Origin of the sequence: Prevotella melaninogenica (assembly GCF_018128065.1) — a bacterium.
Classification (GTDB): Bacteria; Bacteroidota; Bacteroidia; order Bacteroidales; family Bacteroidaceae; genus Prevotella.
This window is the reverse complement of the sequence record NZ_CP072359.1, coordinates 680,628-700,495: the sequence shown is the minus strand read 5'-3', so window position 1 is coordinate 700,495 and position 19,868 is coordinate 680,628. Positions and strand designations below refer to the sequence as shown.

The following is a 19,868-nucleotide window of genomic DNA, read 5'->3' as shown; positions in this document are numbered from 1 at the left end:
TTAGAACAATAAGAATATGGATTTATTCTCAAAACAAAATAGAGAGGTGTTCAGTAATCCACTGAACCTGGACAACCCAATTTTGGTTCAGGTCCTTGGTATCTGTTCTGCCCTTGCCGTAACTTCACAGCTGAAGCCGGCGATTGTTATGGGACTTGCCGTTACTATTATTACGGCATTCTCTAATGTTATTATCTCACTTATCCGCAACACCATTCCTAACCGTATTCGTATTATCGTGCAGTTGGTCGTTGTGGCAGCTTTGGTAACTGTTGTTAGTCAGGTGCTTAAGGCCGTAGCTTACGATGTGAGTGTAGAGCTTTCTGTCTATGTCGGACTGATTATTACCAATTGTATCCTTATGGGACGTCTTGAGGCTTTCGCTATGACCAACAAGCCTTGGCCAAGTTTCCTTGATGGTATTGGTAACGGACTCGGTTATGCGCTGATTCTTGTTATCGTAGGTGCTGTTCGTGAATTCTTCGGTCGTGGCTCATTGCTTGGCTTTAAGATTATCCCACAGAGCTTCTATGATGCTGGTTATATGGATAACGGAATGATGTCAATGCCAGCAATGGCACTCATCCTCCTTGGTTGTGTTATTTGGATTCATCGTGCATATTTCTATAAAGAAGACAAGAAGTAATTATGGAACATCTTATTAGTTTATTCTTCCGGTCCATCTTTGTGGACAATATGATATTTGCGTTCTTCCTCGGTATGTGTTCATACCTTGCTGTTTCAAAGAGCGTGAAGACGTCATTGGGACTTGGTGTGGCTGTAACATTCGTGTTACTTGTTACTACACCAGTCAACTATCTCTTGCTGACAAAGGTTCTCGGACCTGACTGTCTGGCAGAGGGAGTAGACCTTACCTATCTTAGTTTTATCCTCTTTATTGCTGTCATTGCTGGTATCGTACAGATTGTGGAGATGGCAGTTGAGAAGTTTTCACCTTCACTTTACGGTGCGTTGGGTATCTTCCTTCCACTGATTGCCGTTAACTGTGCAATCATGGGTGCATCACTCTTTATGCAGCAGCGTATTGGTCTTGACCCAGCAAGCACACAGTATATCGGTAGTGTATGGGATGCACTTGTCTATGGTACAGGTTCTGGTCTTGGCTGGACATTGGCTATCGTGGCAATGGGTGCTATTCGTGAGAAGATGGAATATTCTGATGTACCAAAGCCTTTGCAGGGTCTTGGCATCACATTTATTACAGTAGGACTGATGGCAATGGCAATGATGTGCTTCTCAGGTCTTAAAATCTAAGTAAACAATGGGACAATTCATAACAATAAGTATTGTGGTATTCCTTATCACCATCCTTGTGTTGGTGATTCTCCTGCTTGTGTCTAAGAAGTATCTCAGCCCAAGCGGAAAGGTAAAGATAACAATTAACGGTGACAAGGAGATGACCGTTGATCAGGGTAGCTCAGTATTGTCTACACTGAACGAGAACGGGGTGTTCCTCCCTTCTGCTTGTGGTGGTAAGGGCAGCTGTGGCCAGTGTAAGCTGCAGGTAGTAGAAGGTGGCGGTGAGATTCTCGACTCTGAGCGTCCTCACTTCAGCCGTAAGGATGTCAAAGACCATTGGCGTTTGGGATGTCAGTGTAAGGTAAAGGGTGATATGTCACTCAAGGTTCCTGAGTCTGTTATGGGCGTTAAGGAGTGGGAGTGTACTGTTATCTCTAACAAGAACGTATCAAGCTTTATCAAAGAGTTCAAGGTTGCCTTACCTCCGGGTGAGCACATGGACTTCGTTCCGGGTTCTTATGCACAGATTTCTATTCCAGCTTACGACTGCATCGACTATGACAAGGATTTCGATAAGAACGATATTGGCGAGGAATACCTCGGACCTTGGAAGCAGTTTAACCTTCTTTCTTTGAAGGGAAAGAACCCAGAGCCAACTGTTCGTGCTTACTCTATGGCGAACTATCCAGCTGAGGGTGATATCATCACACTGACTGTTCGTATTGCAACACCTCCATTCTTGCCACGTCCGCAGGTTGGTTTCCAGAACGTACCAACTGGTATAGGTTCTACTTATATCTTCTCTCTCAAAGAGGGCGATAAGGTGATGATGAGTGGACCTTATGGTGACTTCCATCCAAACTTCACTTCTGGTAAGGAGATGATTTGGATTGGTGGTGGTGCTGGTATGGCTCCTTTGCGTGCACAGATTATGCACATGACGAAGACCCTCCACACTCGCGACCGTGAAATGCACTTCTTCTATGGTGCCCGTTCACTCAGTGAGGCGTTCTTCCTTGAGGATTTCTGGGAGTTGGAGAAGGAATATCCTAACTTCCACTTCCACCTCTCTCTCGACCGTCAAGACCCTAAGGCTGATGAGGCTGGCGTGAAGTATTACACTGGTTTTGCAGTAAACTGCATCCGTGATGAGTATCTAAAGGATCACGAGGCACCAGAGGATTGTGAGTACTACCTCTGTGGACCTCCAATGCTCATCAAGACCGTTACTGATTATCTTGACAGCATCGGTGTTGACCAGGATGCAATTATGTATGATAACTTCGGATAATAATCAGCCCCTCCTTAGAGGGTGTGTCAAAATGAAAATGCCATTTTGATAACCTTACAGTTTGAAACAATTCATTAAAAAAGACCATTTCTGTACTCGATTTTGAGTAAAGAAATGGTCTTTTCTTTGCTTTAAGAAAAAACACTTATAGTTTGAAAGTTGTCAAGTTATTAATTTGCATTTTGACCCACCCTCCGTGATTACCGAGATACCCTGTTTTTAGTTGACAAGTTTTTGTAGACGAGTTAACGAGGTGCTTGTTGCGATAAACCACAGTAAATAATGGTAATCACAATTATGAATTATGAATTATGAATTATGAATTGTGAATTGAGAATATTTTTGTTTCAGTTTGCTGTCATTTTTAACATTTCATATATCTTGCTGTGATATAACAAGTTATGTGTCTACTACAAATGACAGGAGTGACAGGAAATTAAGTTAAGGTGGGTTCTGTTAATTAAAAAGAGGATGTATCAGCTTGACACACCCTCTGCTTTAGATGAATAATCTAATAATCCATCAGATGAAACCTTTTTATTATTGGATTAGTTTCTTTCTCCAAAGTCAGTTTGCTGTTGTTCTACTTCTTTAAGCTTTTTATCGTTTTCTTTTTTAGTACGAAGCTCTGCCTCTAAGTCGATGGTGTTTTTGCCGTTGTTGCTGTGTTCATTAGTCTGGTTTGGTATGAGTGCAGCTTCACTTTTCATGTAAATCATAGGGTGTTCTGCAGGTTTACTTTCAAGGTCCAGTACTGCACTGGTAGGCATTTGTGAGCCTTTCCACCAAATGCTTGCAATGATACGTATCTTTCCAGACTTTGTTGTTGATTGGATGAGTACAGGTGCCGTACCCCATTTTACTGAAGCAGGATTTGCACCGATACTTTCATCACCAATGATACGTCCTTCTCCTTCTATTTGGAAATAGATATTATAATTGTTTAGACGCTTGATATTTCCGTTTTTGTCAGCAACAGCAGCAATGACAGTAGCCACGTCAGAGCCATTAGCCTTTATGTCTTGATTTTCATGATCAAGCCATAGGAGTAGTTTCTCGGGTCGGCGTGCAGGATAAACCTCATCTGTTGCAACAACCTTTCCATTAATAAGTCCTTCTGCACGTAAGAAAACATCTGACTGCTGATTCTTTCTTGACATGTTTTTATCTGTCATGAAATCATAGACATCCTTAAAAGTAATAATAGGTGAAGGCATACCCTTTTTGTCATTTGGACGAACGTAAGTCCATGTTTTTCCACCTTTATTATAGGTGAGTCTCACTTCGTCACAGTTAGAATAGACGGTGACATCTTTAGGTGAGAATGGTGTCATCTCATGCGCTATATAAACCATCGGTCCTGTTTCAAACAATCTATCTTCAACAGCTGCACTGCGTTGCGCTTTGAACATATAGTAAGAATACTTTGGTTGGCGGAAGGCATCCATTAATCCTCCATAGAAGGGGTCCGGATGATAACCACGCTGATGGTCGAACGAGTGCCATAGACAGCCTCCTATATGTTGTTTGGACGTACGATAGAGCGCATCGTAGCTGGTATAAGGATAGTTGGGAGCAGCATAATGCTGTGCTTGTACAAGCATTGCATGTTCCCCCCAGTTGCGAGCTACACGACTTGGGGAATTATGAGAATTCCAATCATCAACGTTATCACCCCACTCACGTGTAAAGTATGTCACTTTTGGATCAAGATTTGTTTTTGCTTCTTCTTTGTCAGTATTTGATGGATGACAGAATTGGACAGGGTATATCTCATGTCCGCGAGCCTCGCTATCACAGCCTGAATAGCAATAGGAGTAAGGGTATTCTTCACTGACAATATTTAAAGTCCTTTTTGCAAAGTCGGCAGGATACCAAGTCTCGTTTAGAATGGGTTCCCAAAGCCAAACGCAAGGATGATTACGGTCACGACGAACCAACTGTCGAATGTCATTGTAAACTCTCTCGGCAAAGATAGGATTATCGTTCCAGAATTGCCAGCCGGGTGTGTTCACGATAACGAATAGTCCCAATTCATCACAGGCATCCATAAAGGCTGGGTCTTGTGGGCAATGGGCATTGCGGATAACCTTCAGTCCTGCATCGCGTAGCTTTTAGCATCTCGCCAGTGCAAGCCATTTGATACAGCATTGCCAATAATGGCATAGTCCTGATGGCGGTTTGCACCAATAAGCGGCGCATTATAGGGTTTACCATTAAGCCAAAAACCATCCTTGCCCTTGAATTCAATACTACGTATGCCGATGCGGCGGCGGTAGCCATCCACCACTTGTCCTTTATTGTTGCGAATACGGACTATGAGATTGTAGAGATTGGGTTGTTCAGGACTCCACAGCCATGGCTTTTTAAGTGTTACTTCGTTTTTCGTTGTTAGGGCTTTACCTGAGAGTATTTGTAATTTAGTATTTATTAATGCAGCTCGTTGTCCATCGGGGCGTTGTAATTCATATTCTATGAAACCTTGGAATTTCTGACGACTATCATTGCGGACTTGGGTTTGTAACAGAATGTTAGCTGAAGCCTCTGAAACTTTATCGTAAGCTACAAATAATCCGCCACCTGCCTTTTCTTGTTCATAATTCGGGTCTGTGATATAGACGTTGTGATGAGCAATGAGCCAGCAGTCACGATAGATACCACCAAAATAACAAAAATCAAGCATTTCCTGTGGCTTTCCTAGAGGATAAGTTGGGTCATTGCTGTTGTCTGCCCATACTGCGATAACATTCTCTTTATTCCACTGAATAGCCTCTGTTACATCTATTACTATGGGTAAATAACCCCCGAAATGTTCTGCTAAAAGTTTTCCATTGACATAGATTTTGCTTTTGCCCATGATAGCCTCAAAATGCAAAAACAATTTTTGTCCTTTCAAATTATTATTTGGGATGAAATGCTTACGATACCATGCCTCACCTTGATAGTTGATGCTTCCACTGGCTTCCGCTGGTAGATACTCTAATCCGTGAGGAAATGAAACAACTTTCCATTTGCTATCATCAAAATTAATTGCTTCTGCACCAGTAATACTTCCTTTGTAAAACCTCCATGCAGGGTTCATAGAATAGACCGTTCTGCCCGAATTAGGTAACTCGTAGAATCCAGCAGTAGAAAATTGCGGCTGATGATCAGCTTTTATTATTCCAACTGTAAAGCAGAACAACATCAATAGTAATAGTTTGATTTTTATTTTCATAATCAATAAGTGATATAAATTGTTTCAAGGACTTGAAGAGGCTATTTGCTTTCGGTGGTAATTCATAGAACCCACCGTAAGATAAAAAGATTTATATGTGTTTGTTAAACACTAAACTTGCTTATAGCGCAAAGGTAACTAATTTTATTCAAATAATTCAACAATAACAAATAAAGTATGACATATTATTCTTGTCCTTATCTGTTCTTCTTACTTTGCATTCTAACAATGTAAAGAAAATTCAGAAGATTAAAAGTAGTTGATGCTCTTTTGGCTTTGAAAAGACGCCCAATTGAATTTTTCGGCTCTGAACTATCTCATTGGATAATAGAGTGTTACCGTTTTAGGATAGATGAATAGGTAACGATTTGGAAATGAGCGGAGTGCTTTGAGGCACATTGTTTTGAATAGCCAAAGAACGCTCATTTTCACTTGCAAAGGTACACATTTGCGAGTGAAAATGAGCGTTCTTGCGTGATTTTCTTCTTAAAAGTTTTGTCAAGGCTGAAATATTACGATGAAAGAGAAAGTGTATTTCGGTTTTACAGTCGTTGAGAGCGGTTACGGTTGATGAGCTGATTCCATTTCACCCAAGTTTAACTGGCAAAAATATTTTCATAAATATTCGGGATGTTTTGTGTAGTATCAATTTTATAAATGATTGATAATCAAGCATAGGGTATTGTAACGAGGTGTAAAATCTGATTTGTAGGACACCGTCATATCAAAATTATTTTGTTACTTTGCACTCATGCACGCAAATGTACAGACACGATTCAACCCTGCAACAGGCGACATGGCTCCTTATTATCGCATCAAGGAGTCATATCGTGACGTGCAGGGTCATGTACATTCGCTAATTTTGTTGAACATCGGTTTTGAACCTTCACTTACTGCCGTACAGGTTCGAAAAATTGCATACGCACTTACCGAACGCTTCAAAAACAGAAGTACACCCTCGCTTTTCAAGGAACATCTTGACGGACTTACTCCTATTGAACAGGCAAAGGCTGACGAATGGTGGAGCCGTATGGAGAAAGAAGGTGGAATCGATAGGTTTAACAAGGAAGAGCAGAAGTCGCTGAGAAAATATGAGAACTACGTTGACCTTGAGACGGCAAAATATACTGACGCAAGGAATGTCGGTGCTGAGTGGCTCTGCAAGCAGACGATAGACAAGCTGCAATTAGAGGGTTTCCTGCGCAGAAATGGCTGGACGGAGAATACGATACACACGGCTTTGTCAGCATTGATAGTTCGCACAGTATATGCAGTTTCTGAACGTTCGTCTTATTATTATTTGCGCGATAACTCAGCTGCTGGTGAACTTTATAGTGGAGTTCCTGGCTGGACACCAGGAATCAATTCTCTGTATAAAGTCACTGACAAATTATATGAACTAAAGGAACAGTTAGAGCGTCATCTGTGCAACGTTACTGACGACCTCTTTAAGATAGACAACAAGTTGATGCTCTTCGACTTAACCAACTTCTATTTCGAGGGCAGCAAGCGTAACAGCAACAAGGCCAAGTTCGGCCGGTCAAAAGAAAAACGCTCTGACTGTAAGCTACTTGTACTTGCACTATGTATCAATAAAGAAGGTTTTATACGTTATTCTTCTATCTTGGAGGGTAATACAGCAGACCCCAAGTCTCTGCCCGATATGATTGACACGCTGGCAAAGAGGAAGCCATCACGGACAAAGGATACGCTCGTTGTCATGGATGCAGGTGTTGCCACGGAAGAGAACTTGGAGCTGATTAAAAGAAAAGGTTACAATTATCTCTGCGTATCTCGTACGAAAATGAAGGACTATACGCTCAGTGATGATAATAGGAGTGTTACGGTAATGGATGCCCGTCGGCAGAAGATAACGCTGAAAGAGGTTAAGACAGAGGATGACAAGGATTATTATCTCGAAATAACATCTCCTTCGAAAGCTATGACAGAGTCGTCCATGAACAGGGTCTGGAGAGAGCGTTTTGAGATGGAACTGCAGAGAATAAACGATGGAATCTCCAAGAAAGGTGGAACGAAAACCTATGAAAAGGTTGTTGAACGTACAGAACGTGCCATACAGAAGTACCCATCTATAGCGAAGTTCTATCAGATAAGCTACATAAAAGATGAGAAGAAACCCAAGCAGATGCTGCGCATAGACTGGGAGATAAAAGACCTCTCCGCAATGGAATCTGGTCACGGAGTATACTTCCTCCGCAGCAATGTCAGGACACTTGATGAGCGCATGACATGGGAATACTACAATCTCATTCGTGAGATAGAATGCACGAACAGGCAACTAAAGAATGATCTCAACCTCCGTCCTATCTATCATCAGAAAGATGAGAGAAGCGACGCACACCTCTTCTTCGGTTTATTAGCCTATTGGGTGGTAAACACCATCCGTTGTCAATTAAAACGAGAAGGAGAATCCTGTTACTGGACCGAGATTGTACGACGTATGAGCACCCAAAAGCTCGTCACAACAAAAGGGAAGAATCCATTAGGTGAAACTATCGAGATGCGCCAATGTAGTAGTCCTTCGAAGCAAGCAAAACAGATATACGATAAGTTGAACTTAAAACACTCACCATACAAAAAGAATAAAATTTGTAGGACACAGAGCCCATAAGAAAAACGAGGAAAGTACGGTCACTGCAAGAAATAGGCGAATGTGGGGGTTAAACTTGGGTTCAGTTCACACCAATCAGTTATGGGAATCCCATTGATAGTTAGGAGTGGTCGCTTCTTCTCGTCCTTGGTGATACGGATTTCACTGTCCTCTTCCGTAAATTCTCTCTTGTATAATCCCGAATAGGCTTTAGCCGTTCCTCGCGGGGAGTCTCCGTGCGATACATCTCCGCTATTCTGTCGTCAGAGAAATCCATCTTTCGGAGCATCAGACGAATGTTCAGCAGTTGATAGAACCCACTGAAGAAATGTTTTATCCAATTCCGCTCTTCCTCATAAACCTGCACGGTTTCTTTCAATTCGGCAATGGCTCTGTCCCTTCCCTTGACCGTGTCCTGCAAGAGAACGACTTCCTTTCGGATTTCGTTTTTCTCCTTTTCCGAAAGATACTGTTGCCGTTCGGCTTCCTGCTCCAAGTCTGCAATACGCTTCTCCGCCTTGTCGAGTTCGGAGTTGCCAAAGAGGGAGTACAGCGTGCCTTTCATTCGGAGCTTGCCTGCCTGCTTTCCAGCTCCTTTATCTTGGCTGTGAGTTCCGCCTTTTGAGCTTCCTTCTCTTTCATGGATTTGAGTATTTCCTTGTAATACTCCATCGTGGTGCGGTGCTTGGCTTCCGAGCCGTGTACGCCCCGTTCCAATCCGAATCGTTGCATCCGCTTGGCATAGTCCGTCTGATACTGCTCCAGCTTCTTAGGCGTAAGCACATCATCGGCACAAAGCCGTACTTTGTTCTTCTTCGTCTTATACTTCCGCTTGCCATTTTCGGCTTCCTCCTTGGCTTTCCGTCTTTCTCCCGTGACAATGGGGACGACTGTGGCGTGAATATGCGGAGTCTCCTCGTCGGTGTGGAGTGTCGCTGCGACTACGTTGTCCGCCCCGAAAGTGGAGCGAAGCCAATCCATCGATTCATCACACCACTCGTACAGGCCTCCTTCCTGCTCTATGCAAGCCATATCCTTTGGTGAACTTGACAGAATAAAGCGCAAGGCTTTGACTTGGTTCTTTGCAACCTTTCGGTAGATATCGGCCGTGGCGATGCGATGCTCTATCGCATCGCTACGGTTGGTTACATTTGCGAGGAATTGCACCAATTCCCTGTTCAGGTGCGTGCGAGAAGGATCGACGTTACTCGGGGTATATGTCCGCGCTATATGAGCGGTATTTCCCGAGTCGTTGCTTCTCGCCTTGTCTATATGTAATACGGCGTAGCCCATAAGATGAATATTGCTTTAAGGGGTATCCAAAGGGGGCGAAATCCCTTGGCTCAGGAGGGTATTTTTAGCGATAACGAAGTGCAGCGTGAAGAAAATACCCTAATGAGCTATGGCATTTCTCGAAATGTCCGCTCCGCCCTGCTCGTACTTCTTTCTTGTTGCGTTGCATTCTGTGAATGCCTGCACGCTTTGTTTCTAAGTTTGGCTCTGCAAACTTGCTGTTCTGAGGAACTGCCGTAGCTATCGAAACAAAGCCGTTTATTCGCATACATTTTATTTCCTGCATCTTTGAATGCCTGATGATAGAATAATGTTATTTGCTTTCTTTTGCCTTATCGTCTAAGTCCTCGTTTGCGATGTGGTATCACCTGCTTTAGTTCTGTTCTTTGGGCGACGTGATAGTCGTTGAGGTCTTTATATCGGGAATAGTGTCGGCTCATATCTTCCACGTTGATACCTGCTGATTGTAAAGATTGGAGGGTTTGTCGTCCTGCTGGGTCGTTGTCAAAGAAAGCCCGAACGGAGTCAATGTCGTTCTCGTGAAGATAGGCAATGGCTCGTGAAAGATTACTGACTGAGTTCAGTACAAGGCAGGGAGCGATTTCTTTCCCTTTCATTGTGAGAAGAGAAAGGAAATCGATAAAGCCCTCGAAGAGGCAATGAGAGGCGTTGTTCGCTTTTCCTGCAATCACAGATATATCCTTCGGGGCAATCGTTCCCTTGAATGTTTTGTCGTCCCGAAGCTCATACCCTCCTGCACGATTAGCAAAACCGATGGCGGAGTACTCTCGTCCTCCTACCTCGTAGCGAACGTGGCGGAGATAAGGGCTTGCCACGGCAAGATCTATCTTGCGTACTTCTCGGAGATAGTTTTGCAGATGCAGAGGCAATTCTTCACTAATGGAGAGAATACGCCTTGTATTATTTGGTCGCTGTTCTTTCCTTTTCTGCTCTATGTGAGCTTCACGATGAAAGGAAGAGGGTGTGAGGATTTGTGCTTTGCCTTCGGCAAGATGTACCATTGCTTCGTAGACACTGTACCCACGCATACGCATTACAAGGTCGATGATGCTTCCACCTTGGCTCGTGCCATAGTCGTGCCACAGGTTTTGTCGAAAGTCCACTTTCAGGCTGGCATTGGGATCTTCTCGGTAGGGTGCGTGATAGAGGGCATAGCCGTTGTAACGCTTGGCTGGCTCGATACCGCAAGCGTGCAGGTAGTCGGCTATCGGTATCGCTTTGATGTTTTGTAAGTCGTAATATTCGTTGTTCATTGCTGTTATCGTTGGATTGGGATTATTCATATTCATTATTCGCTCTGTTTTCTCTTTTGGGAATTTTCCTCTTTTTATCTTACTACTCTTCTACATTCAGATAAGAGATTGACAGTGAAAGAGAAAAGTGTAACACTTCATTCGGTTTTATCCTTCTACGTCTCCTGTCTACACCTTTTCTCATTCATTCTGCCGTAGAAGCGTAGAAAGATGGTAGTAAGCCGTTTCGCAAGATGGACACCTCCTGCAATCCTTTCTCTTTCACTGTATTATCCTTAGTTGTAGTAACGTAGTAAGGAGAATAGGAAAGAAAAGAGAAAGGAGTATTACAAAGAGGTTGGTAACAACAGGGTGCTATGGCGGTGCTCGGGGTAAAGCTTACGGACGGCATAGACATATACGGGGTTGCCGTTTATCCTGCGACACTCTCTCGTATAGCCTGCCTTTCGCAAGGCTTCGCCCATCCGCTTGGGAGAGAGGGATTGTCGGGTATAGCAGGAGAGGTAACCTACTATCTCCGAATTGGTCATATAGAAGCGTTTCGTTGCCGTCTCTGCCTCCGTGGGAAAGGTAAAATAGCGGAGCAACAGTTCCATCTCTGTCGTATAGGCTTGGAAGGCTTCGCTGTTTCTATGCAATTCAATAATTTCTTCATCATTGAACCAATAGCGAAACCCTTCATTCAAACGTGTCTTGGCTTCGCTGTAAACGGCATCCATCGGAATGCTCTTGGCTCTGTCTATCTCTATCGCCAGCACCTCAAAAGGGAGGAAGCGTCTGCTTCCTGTCGGGTCGGTGAGGAAATCATTGCCATTGACCGATGCCACGAAATTTGCCAAGTGCGGTCGCTCTTCGATGTGTTTCTCATAAGGCATACGGTACTTCACCTGTGGGCAGGTAATCAGGTTCTTCAGTTCGTTCTCGTCTCGTTTGTTGAGGGCTTTGAGCTGGTCATCAATATTGATGATGAGGTTTTGACCGATAAGGCTCAGCACATCCTTTTCCTGCGGATATATCTTTCCCGTATATTGATAGTCTGACAGTGCAGGTGGGCAGAGCAGGTCAAGAAATGTGGTTTTGAATTTCCCTTGCTCACCTGTCAGTACAAGGCAGGTGTGGTTACGACACTGCCTGTCGTCCATCGCATTGGCGACCACTGCAACCAGCCACTTGGTGAGGTATTCCCTCCATTTCTCAGGATTGGCTACGCTCACACAGTCGGCAAGGGCGGTGATAGCTTCCGCATTCCCTTTCGTCAGCGGTAACGCTTGGAAATAGGCTTGTACGGGATTGACACGTGGGGAGAAATCGCTTTCGATGATGCTGTACAAGTTCTCGGGTGAGGTCTGTACATCGGCTTCCTTGTCCAAGGCTCTTTTGAGGGTATTGATGCGGTAGCGGTCTATGGCTGTATAATCGCCCGTTTCTCGTGGACGGTACTCTGCTCGGTGCAACACGGTGTTGTATCGAAACTCATACCGAGCCGAAAGGAACTCTTCTATTTGAGCGTTCTTGGATGGGGTGTCATGCTCTTCTTTTTTCATTGTTTGTACTTCTTCTATTTGCTTGGTTTTGAACTTTCATCCGAAAACGGATGCTGAAACCAAATTAGTGAGCCGAACTCACAATGCCAAGGTTTGCGAGGCTGTTGCTTCGGGGAACACAAAAATGCTCCGAAAATGGGCGAGATAAAAGGGAGAAATCAGAGCGAACCCGTTCAAAAAGCAAAAACAGAGAGGAGAACGGCTTAGTAAGCGACTTCATCGGATTGCCAACGTCTGCACACTTTTTCTTCGAGAGAGAAAGGGGCGGGTGTGTTCATTGGTAAGAGAGCCACTTCTATCTATATCAGAGTCACAAGTACGCACTTAGGAAAAAGTGGGAGAAATAGGTGCTGTTCTCTTGTACATTTACCTGCGACTTCCTTTTGTTTCCCTTGATTTCATCGAGGCTTGGGACAAGGATTTCGCCTGCGTACATTTGCACCGAACGAAGTAAAAATGACAATTAAAACGATATTGATATGAGATTTACCGCCATCGACACCTCTGCTTGGGAGGAACTGAAAAAGAGCATCGAAGAGTTGGCTCTTTGTATGCGAGAACACTTTGGCACGAAGCCCGAAGTCCCCGACCTGTTGCACAATGGGGACGTGTGCCGAATACTGAACATCAGCAAACGGACACTCCAGCACTATCGGGACACGTCCGTGCTGCCCTTTATTCAAATCGGGCATAAGTGCTATTACAAACGTGAGGATATGGAAGCACTCCTTGAAAAGTCGAACTGAAAAATACAATGACTATGGAACACGAGATTGTAAACAGAGAAACGCCCGAAATGAAACAGCTCATTTCGGGCATTCAAGAAGTAAGCAAGCGTATTCGGGAGATTGCCCAAACGCACCGTCCACTCTTCGGGGGAGAAATCTACCTTACTGGGCGAGAGGTTTGCGAACACCTTTTCATCAGCCCTCGCACCTTGCAAGACTATCGGGACAAGGGCATTATTCCTTACACCCAAATCGCAGGGAAAATACTCTATCGTCTCTCCGACATCAACCGACTACTGCAAGAGAACTATCGGAGATAAAGCATTTGCAAGAAGCGTTTTCCTGCCGTTTGGCAACCACACAGAAAGAGCCTGCCGAATGGTCATCCAAAAGATACCGAGCAATCTCGCCATCGCTCGGTATCTTTTTGCTGATTACTCGCTATCTTTTCGCAATAAATCAAGTACATTTGCGTTATTGGTTCAAGAAATCTCTCCCGTGAGCGAAATCCTCCGACTTCGAGAGAGAATACAAAGGAGGAAACACTATTGAATTATGGCAAATTAACTATTTAAATTCAGTTTTATGGAATGCAAGATAAATGTTGTCTCTGGTTGGAAAGACTGTACAAGTAGTCCTACTACGCTTACCGTCGTGACCTACGAGCGACATAACCCCCAAGCCAAGAAAGGCACCACAAAACCAACACCAAAGTCCATGAAGACGGAGTTTCAAGCGGTGAAGACTACCTTTAATCCATTTAATAAAAATGAAGAAGGATATATTTAACTAATATTTCGAGAATTAAAAGATAGATAAATGGCATACAAGAGTAAACATATAATAATAAATGGCGATAGCCGACAGATGAACGAACTCCCTAACGAGAGCGTTCATTTGATAGTGACGTCTCCTCCTTATTGGCAGTTGAAAGATTATGGCACAAATAATCAGATTGGTTTTCACGATGAATACGAAACCTATATTAACCATTTGAATTTGGTTTGGAAAGAATGTTTCAGAGTTCTCCATAAAGGCTGTCGTCTCTGCATTAATATAGGCGACCAATTTGCTCGTTCAACATATTATGGACGCTACAAAGTTATTCCCATTCATACGGAAATCATTAAGTTTTGTGAAATGATTGGGTTTGACTTTATGGGGCAAATTATTTGGCAAAAAACAACAACGATGAACACTTCTGGAGGAGCAAGCATTATGGGAAGTTATCCCAATCCCAGAAACGGAATTGTAAAGTTGGATTTTGAGTATATCTTGTTATTTAAAAAACAGGGAAATGCTCCAAAGCCTAGTAAAGAACAGAAAGAAAAATCAACAATGACCAATAAAGAATGGAATACCTACTTCAATGGACATTGGTATTTCTCGGGAGCAAAACAGGATAAACATTTAGCTATGTTTCCAGAAGAGTTGCCACATCGGTTAATCAAGATGTTTTCATTTACAGGAGAGACAGTATTGGATCCTTTTTTAGGGAGTGGCACAACTGCCTTGGCTGCAAAAAACTTGGATAGATCCTCTATCGGATATGAGATTAACCAAGATTTCATCCCAATTATCAAGGACAAAATTAGGATACATGATGCCTTTACAAAAGTAGAATTTGAGGTTTTCAAGCAGCCAGCAGCTATTGTAGATTTTGAAGAGCAAATCAGTGAATTGCCTTATCGTTTTGTAGATATACACAAGTTAGAAAAAAAAATAGATATTAAGAAATTGCAATATGGCTCTAAGATAGATGCAAACAGTACTGGGAAACGTGAGGATTTCTTTTCTGTAAAAGCAATAATCAGCCCCGAACTACTACTGCTCAATAATGATTTGACAGTCCGTTTGATAGGCATCAAACAAAATCCAGCAATAAATGGAAAAGCTATTGAGTATTTAGCTAATAAACTTCAGGGGAAACAAGTGTTTCTAAGATACGATGAAGTCAAATATGACCAAGAAAACAACCTAATGGTTTATCTCTATCTTAAAAACAAGACCTTTATCAATGCGCATCTACTAAAAGAAAAATTGGCATTGGTAGATGATTCACGACACTTTAAGTACAAGACAAAATTTTTCAACCTCTTAAATCAAAAATAATGATTACAATTCAACAATTGGTTCAATACCTAAGACAAAACAATCATACTAGTAAAGCCAATCCTATTACTGCCACAGATTTGGCTATTCATTTTGGAATCTCTGATGGCGGAGTAGAAGTAGAAATGCGTAATGTTATTAGAGAAGCCATAGCACAAAATGAACTTATTGGAAGTAATAGTCGAGGATTTTACTTGATTGGAAATTTGTCAGAACTTGAAGAAAATCTCGATTCCTTGGAAAGTAGAGCAAATAATATATTAGAGCGGAGAAGAAATATGATGAATAGTTGGAACTCTATAAACCCCAATAATACTACTTCAAAAACAGATTTGAACGTGCGATAAAATGGCTAAAAAGGAAATTAAAAGGTATTCAATGGAGTTTGGCAAAAAAGAGAAAGTTCTGAATTATGCCACTCAGACATATCAACTTTCAAGACCCAATAAGGTTGGTGCTGTAATGGCTCTCATTAGAGAATGCCAACCTAGTACAATTGAGGAATGGGAACAATGGTATTTCGATAATGCTAAAACAGCAGGTAAAAATAACTTCAAAATCACTCGCGAAAGTTTGCAAGAGTTAGGAGAAAGATTATATGAAAAGATCACAGAAGTAGTTATTCCCGAATGGCAGGAAGCATTTCACAATCTCACCAAACAGGATTGTTACGACTACATCTATAATTTAACTATTAATCGCACTTATGATGGTTATTTGAGAGAAAAATCAGTAGTAAATGATGGTTTGGTCAAAGTCTTTCCAGATATCCGCTTCGAAGAGAGTCCAGAGGAATTAGACCATGCTGGCGATATTGACTACCTTGGATATGTAACAGAAGAAAAAGCCTTCGGGATTCAAATCAAACCAGTTACAGCTCAATCAAATTTTGGCAATTACTCCGTATCGGAAAGGATGAAGGCAAGTTTTGATAACTTCAATAAAGACTTTGGAGGTAAGGTCTTTATCGTTTTCAGTTTAGATGGAGAAATAGCAAACAAACAAGTTGTCAACGAAATAAAAAATGAAATAGAACGATTAAAACAATAAAAAAATCATATTCCCTATCGGTTCAATTTACACCACCTGTCTAATATAGAAACAAGCTTGTCCCTGCAATGGAATAAGCTTGTTTTTATATCATATCTACACATCTCTTTGTTGCATCAGCCTCTCCATATCCGAGGAAATCTTCTGGTCGGTGATTTGGGCGTAGATTTGCGTGCTGGCAATGGATGAATGTCTCATCATCTTGGCAATGCTCTCTATCGGAATGCCTGCTTCCAACGTCAGCGTGCCGAACGAATGCCTCCCGATATGGTAGGTCAGCGGAGTACGAATGCCACACGCCAAGCCTACGGCTTTAAGGCAGTCAATCAGTTTTCCCTTGCTCACAGTATCGGGAAATATCTTGTAATCTCCTTTGCTATTCTCTTTCGTGTAAAGTGAAAGTATCTGCTCCGCTATCGGATGCAGGGGTATCAAACTCTCCACTTCCGTTTTCTGTCTTGCCTTGCGGACATACCGCTTCCCCTCGCTGTTCGTTTCGATTTGCGAAGCTCGCAGGCTCTGCAAGTCGGCAAAAGCCAAACCCGTAAAGACGGAGAAAAGAAACATTCTTTGGCTCAGTTCCGCCCCTTCCTCCTGCAACGGGAATGCCAAGAGCTTTGCCACATCGCCCTTGCTCAGGAAACGAGGCTTACGCTCCACGGCTTCATACTTCACCTCCTCAAACGGATTGAAGCGGATTGTCCCCTGACTGACGGCTCGATACATCAACCGACTCAACCAACACAAATGCCTGTTTATCGTTGCAGGGGCATAGCCCTCTTTCTTCAAATAGAAACGGTAATCATCAAAGAAGCCTATCGTAAGAGTCGTTAGAGAAATATCTTCCTCGCCACGACTTCGCACAAAGGCGTTTAGTAGCCTGTCGGAATACCGATTGTTGCTATACGTTCCCTCGCTCTTGCTTTCTCGTTGGGCTTTGAGTTCTTCCCCACTAAGGGCAAGAAGTGTCGTTGGAGTTCTCCCGATGCCTTGCAGGTGGTTCTTCAGAAGCTCGGCACTCACTGCTCCATATTTGTAGAGCAAGGTATTGTACCCTTGTTCGATTTCCTCCCGAAAGGTTTGCAGGCGTTGGTTGGTCTTCTTGTCCGTTGTTTCCCCTCGCTTCACGCTCCAATCGTGAGGAATTGTGCTTTCGCCTGTGGTTATTACCACGTTTGAGCCATCAATGGTGATGCGACAAAGGATTGTCGTTGTACCGTCTGCTTTAGTCTTGTTCTTATTGATATAAAATAAGATTTTGAATGTACTGCGCATAATCTTTTCATGTGCTATGTAAATGGTAATTACTTTTTGCCCCAAGGCTCCTAAACTTTTGGGCAAAAGCTTTATTGCTTTCTCGGAAAAGCTTAGGTGCTTTTGAGAGCATATTTTTGAATGTCACAAAGAGAGTTGTAAATCTTCGGTGAAAGAGAGAAATCGCTCGAACTCGTTGAAGAGCTTCTTCGGGGTAACGTGGGCGTATCGCTCGGTCGTTTGGATATTGCTATGCCCCAACATTCGGCTCACCGTTTCGATGGGAACCCCTCGTTCCAAAGTAATCAACGTCGCAAAGGTGTGGCGACCAACGTGTGCCGAAAGGGGGATGGAGATACTCGCCCGAAGTTGCAGAGCTTTGAGCTGAACAAGGTAAGCCGAATAGGCTATGGGAGCAAAGAGCGTGCTACGCTCCTCAGACTGATACCGCTCTATCAAACGCACCGCTTCGGATAGGAGCTTCACACGGCAAAGTATATTGGTCTTTTGTCTGCGGAACTTCAACCACAACGCCCCCTCATCGTCCGTAAAGAGGTGTTCTTGATTAAGAACAACCATATCACAATAGGCTACGCCCGTAAAGCAAGAAAAGAGAAAGAGATTGCGTGCGGTTTCCAACTCCACTTCATACGGCTCAAAGGTCAAGGCTTGCAACTTATCCAATGAAGCTCTGTCCAATGCACGAGGTTGTTTATTCTTGTATGTGAGCAAACAGTTGTCGCTCTGTCAAGCCCTCATGATACGCCAAGCGACAGGCTTTCTTAACCGCCAAAGCCATCTTACGATAATAACCTTGCGAATGTCTCAACTTTCCGACAGAGTAATGTTGCAAGCACTCCAAGAAATCTTCTTCCATTTGTCCGAAAGAAATATCTGTCGTGTGGTACTTCTCCCCTATAAAGGCTTGCAGATGCTTGCGAATAGTATAGTAACTATTCAAAGACGCTGCCTTTATTTCGATGCCTACCTTTTGTGCCATATCTTCAACCATTCGGTTGTATCGTTCCAAAAAGGTGATTTGAGTTTGCATATTTCCTTGGAACTGCTCTTTGATATCAGTTGCCGTAAAGACTTTTCCTCGCTCGCAAAGGACTCGATAAGCTGACTGTACCGAGAGAAGCAAGCGTTCCAACTTGCCATTCGTTGCCACTGCTTCACGGCTCTTGCCATTCAATCTGCTCTCACGAGCGTTCCACAACTTGGGATCACACGAGAGCTTACAACTAAATTGGGCTATAGTTCGCTCGTAGGTTATCCGACCCATGATCGGAGCTTGCCCCGACTTGTCCAATCCGCTCTTTTTCAGGTAGAGCACAACCTTCATTTTGTCTTTTTCCATACGCTTCTTTTTATGGGCAAACTTACCTGATTTTGAAGCGTTTTCAGCTACGCAAAACATTGTGGTACAGAGCATAAGAACCGTAATCGCAGAAAAATGAGTTACCGAATACTCTTCTGTCGATTACCTTCTCCTACCTCTTCGTTACCATTCGAGGAATGGACTAACGGTTTGGTAACGGAACTTCTGCATAAATCCACATATTCTGCTCTTTATCTCAATACGCAAACCATAGAGATATAGCGTAAATTCCTCTCATTTCCATCTACTTACCTCTCATCCTCTCTATAATGTCCTTTCCTCGAATAGTTCTTCTTCGCTTGCAAAAGATGCCCTTTAAGCCTCTTACTAACGCCCTTTAAGCGTTCAATTGAGCATCTCTTGTTACGCCGTTTCACAACTGATTGATTATAAGATACTTGCCGGTGTAATAAAAATGCTCGTTTTTCTGTGTTTTTCAAGTTTTTGAAGCGATTGTTTTGTAATAATATTTCAAAGTTTAATAATCAATTTTCCAACCTCAAACTTCCAACCTCAACCTTCCAACTTCCAACTTCCAAGTGTCTAATTGCTAAATCGTGTATTTGCACGATATAAAAATATGTACATTAAAATATTCTGTACATTGTGTACATTCAATAATATTTGACTATATTAGTTATCTCCAAAGTGGTTCACTTTCCCACTCTTGTGGGAAGCCAAGTGCATTCAAATCTATTTCAGGGTAATTTGCAAAAAGTGTCTTCATCTTTTGGAGCATATCATTATTTGGAGAAATGATATCCAAGAAATACTTGATGATACATATATTATAGTATACACGAAGAGGATCCGTCTGAAGTGTAATCCAAGGATAGGTCATCTTTTTAGGGGA

Annotated in this window: 15 protein-coding genes and 3 pseudogenes; 10 read left to right on the top strand and 8 right to left on the bottom strand. The window is 42.8% G+C overall.

The genetic code is table 11. The annotated features are described in order from the left end of the window. Positions 1 to 16: 16 nt before the first annotated feature. From J5A56_RS02845 to nqrF, 3 genes are read left to right on the top strand one after another with little or no spacing between them, the layout of a single operon-like run. The gene (locus tag J5A56_RS02845; protein ID WP_021670847.1) at positions 17 to 646 is read left to right on the top strand and encodes an NADH:ubiquinone reductase (Na(+)-transporting) subunit D; all 630 of its coding nucleotides are present in this window, start codon (positions 17 to 19) and stop codon (positions 644 to 646) included. Between the two features lie 2 nt (positions 647 to 648). After that, positions 649 to 1,275, top strand: a complete 627-nt coding sequence (gene nqrE, locus J5A56_RS02840; protein WP_021670848.1) for an NADH:ubiquinone reductase (Na(+)-transporting) subunit E — start codon at positions 649 to 651, stop codon at positions 1,273 to 1,275. Between the two features lie 7 nt (positions 1,276 to 1,282). After that, positions 1,283 to 2,551 (top strand): NADH:ubiquinone reductase (Na(+)-transporting) subunit F, encoded by a 1,269-nt coding sequence (nqrF, locus tag J5A56_RS02835; RefSeq protein ID WP_021670849.1) that lies wholly within the window; start codon positions 1,283 to 1,285, stop codon positions 2,549 to 2,551. Positions 2,552 to 3,099: 548 nt separating this feature from the next. On the opposite strand, the pseudogene J5A56_RS02830 reads toward nqrF, so the two are convergent. Next, positions 3,100 to 5,768, bottom strand: a pseudogene (locus tag J5A56_RS02830) (glycoside hydrolase family 2 TIM barrel-domain containing protein). 751 nt (positions 5,769 to 6,519) lie between these two features. Here J5A56_RS02830 and J5A56_RS02825 point away from each other — a divergent pair. Continuing rightward, positions 6,520 to 8,400: an IS1634 family transposase gene (locus tag J5A56_RS02825; RefSeq protein WP_211815491.1), complete on the top strand. Its 1,881-nt coding sequence runs from the start codon at positions 6,520 to 6,522 to the stop codon at positions 8,398 to 8,400. 20 nt (positions 8,401 to 8,420) lie between these two features. On the opposite strand, the pseudogene mobV reads toward J5A56_RS02825, so the two are convergent. The 4 genes and pseudogenes from mobV to J5A56_RS02805 all read right to left on the bottom strand — a co-directional run bounded on the left by mobV (position 8,421) and on the right by J5A56_RS02805 (position 12,490). Continuing rightward, positions 8,421 to 9,672, bottom strand: a pseudogene (gene mobV, locus J5A56_RS02820) (MobV family relaxase). A gap of 64 nt (positions 9,673 to 9,736) precedes the next feature. After that, entirely contained in the window at positions 9,737 to 9,958 is a 222-nt protein-coding gene (locus J5A56_RS02815; protein ID WP_249112055.1) for a hypothetical protein, read from the bottom strand. A gap of 46 nt (positions 9,959 to 10,004) precedes the next feature. After that, positions 10,005 to 10,946 carry a toprim domain-containing protein gene (locus J5A56_RS02810; RefSeq protein WP_036919041.1) on the bottom strand — a complete coding sequence of 314 codons (942 nt, stop codon included), beginning with the start codon at positions 10,944 to 10,946 and terminating at the stop codon, positions 10,005 to 10,007. Positions 10,947 to 11,272: 326 nt separating this feature from the next. Then, complete coding sequence (locus tag J5A56_RS02805; protein ID WP_021671080.1) at positions 11,273 to 12,490, bottom strand: VapE domain-containing protein; 1,218 nt, start codon at positions 12,488 to 12,490, stop codon at positions 11,273 to 11,275. 479 nt (positions 12,491 to 12,969) lie between these two features. On the opposite strand from J5A56_RS02805, the gene J5A56_RS02800 reads away from it, so the two are divergent. From J5A56_RS02800 to J5A56_RS02775, 6 genes are all read left to right on the top strand, one after another. Continuing rightward, positions 12,970 to 13,236, top strand: a complete 267-nt coding sequence (locus J5A56_RS02800) for a helix-turn-helix domain-containing protein (protein WP_081691266.1) — start codon at positions 12,970 to 12,972, stop codon at positions 13,234 to 13,236. A gap of 14 nt (positions 13,237 to 13,250) precedes the next feature. After that, a complete protein-coding gene (locus J5A56_RS02795; protein ID WP_036919049.1) occupies positions 13,251 to 13,538 on the top strand; it encodes a helix-turn-helix domain-containing protein in 288 nt (95 codons plus the stop codon). A gap of 265 nt (positions 13,539 to 13,803) precedes the next feature. Next, entirely contained in the window at positions 13,804 to 14,007 is a 204-nt protein-coding gene (locus tag J5A56_RS02790; protein WP_021671084.1) for a hypothetical protein, read from the top strand. A gap of 30 nt (positions 14,008 to 14,037) precedes the next feature. After that, positions 14,038 to 15,330 (top strand): DNA methyltransferase, encoded by a 1,293-nt coding sequence (locus tag J5A56_RS02785; protein ID WP_021671085.1) that lies wholly within the window; start codon positions 14,038 to 14,040, stop codon positions 15,328 to 15,330. After that, complete coding sequence (locus tag J5A56_RS02780) at positions 15,330 to 15,677, top strand: hypothetical protein (RefSeq protein ID WP_021671086.1); 348 nt, start codon at positions 15,330 to 15,332, stop codon at positions 15,675 to 15,677. Before J5A56_RS02785 ends, J5A56_RS02780 begins: the two co-directional genes overlap by 1 nt. Before the next feature lies 1 nt (position 15,678). Continuing rightward, on the top strand, positions 15,679 to 16,380 hold the full coding sequence (locus tag J5A56_RS02775) for an MjaI family restriction endonuclease (RefSeq protein WP_021671087.1): 702 nt from the start codon (positions 15,679 to 15,681) through the stop codon (positions 16,378 to 16,380). 96 nt (positions 16,381 to 16,476) lie between these two features. Here the strand turns inward: J5A56_RS02775 and J5A56_RS02770 are convergent, their stop codons facing one another. From J5A56_RS02770 to J5A56_RS13900, 3 genes and pseudogenes are all read right to left on the bottom strand, one after another. Next, the gene (locus tag J5A56_RS02770; protein ID WP_036919057.1) at positions 16,477 to 17,655 is read right to left on the bottom strand and encodes a site-specific integrase; all 1,179 of its coding nucleotides are present in this window, start codon (positions 17,653 to 17,655) and stop codon (positions 16,477 to 16,479) included. A 123-nt stretch (positions 17,656 to 17,778) separates the two neighbouring features. Continuing rightward, positions 17,779 to 18,994: pseudogene (locus J5A56_RS02765) on the bottom strand (tyrosine-type recombinase/integrase). Between the two features lie 658 nt (positions 18,995 to 19,652). Beyond that, a complete protein-coding gene (locus J5A56_RS13900; RefSeq protein WP_432757714.1) occupies positions 19,653 to 19,856 on the bottom strand; it encodes a hypothetical protein in 204 nt (67 codons plus the stop codon). Positions 19,857 to 19,868: the final 12 nt, after the last annotated feature.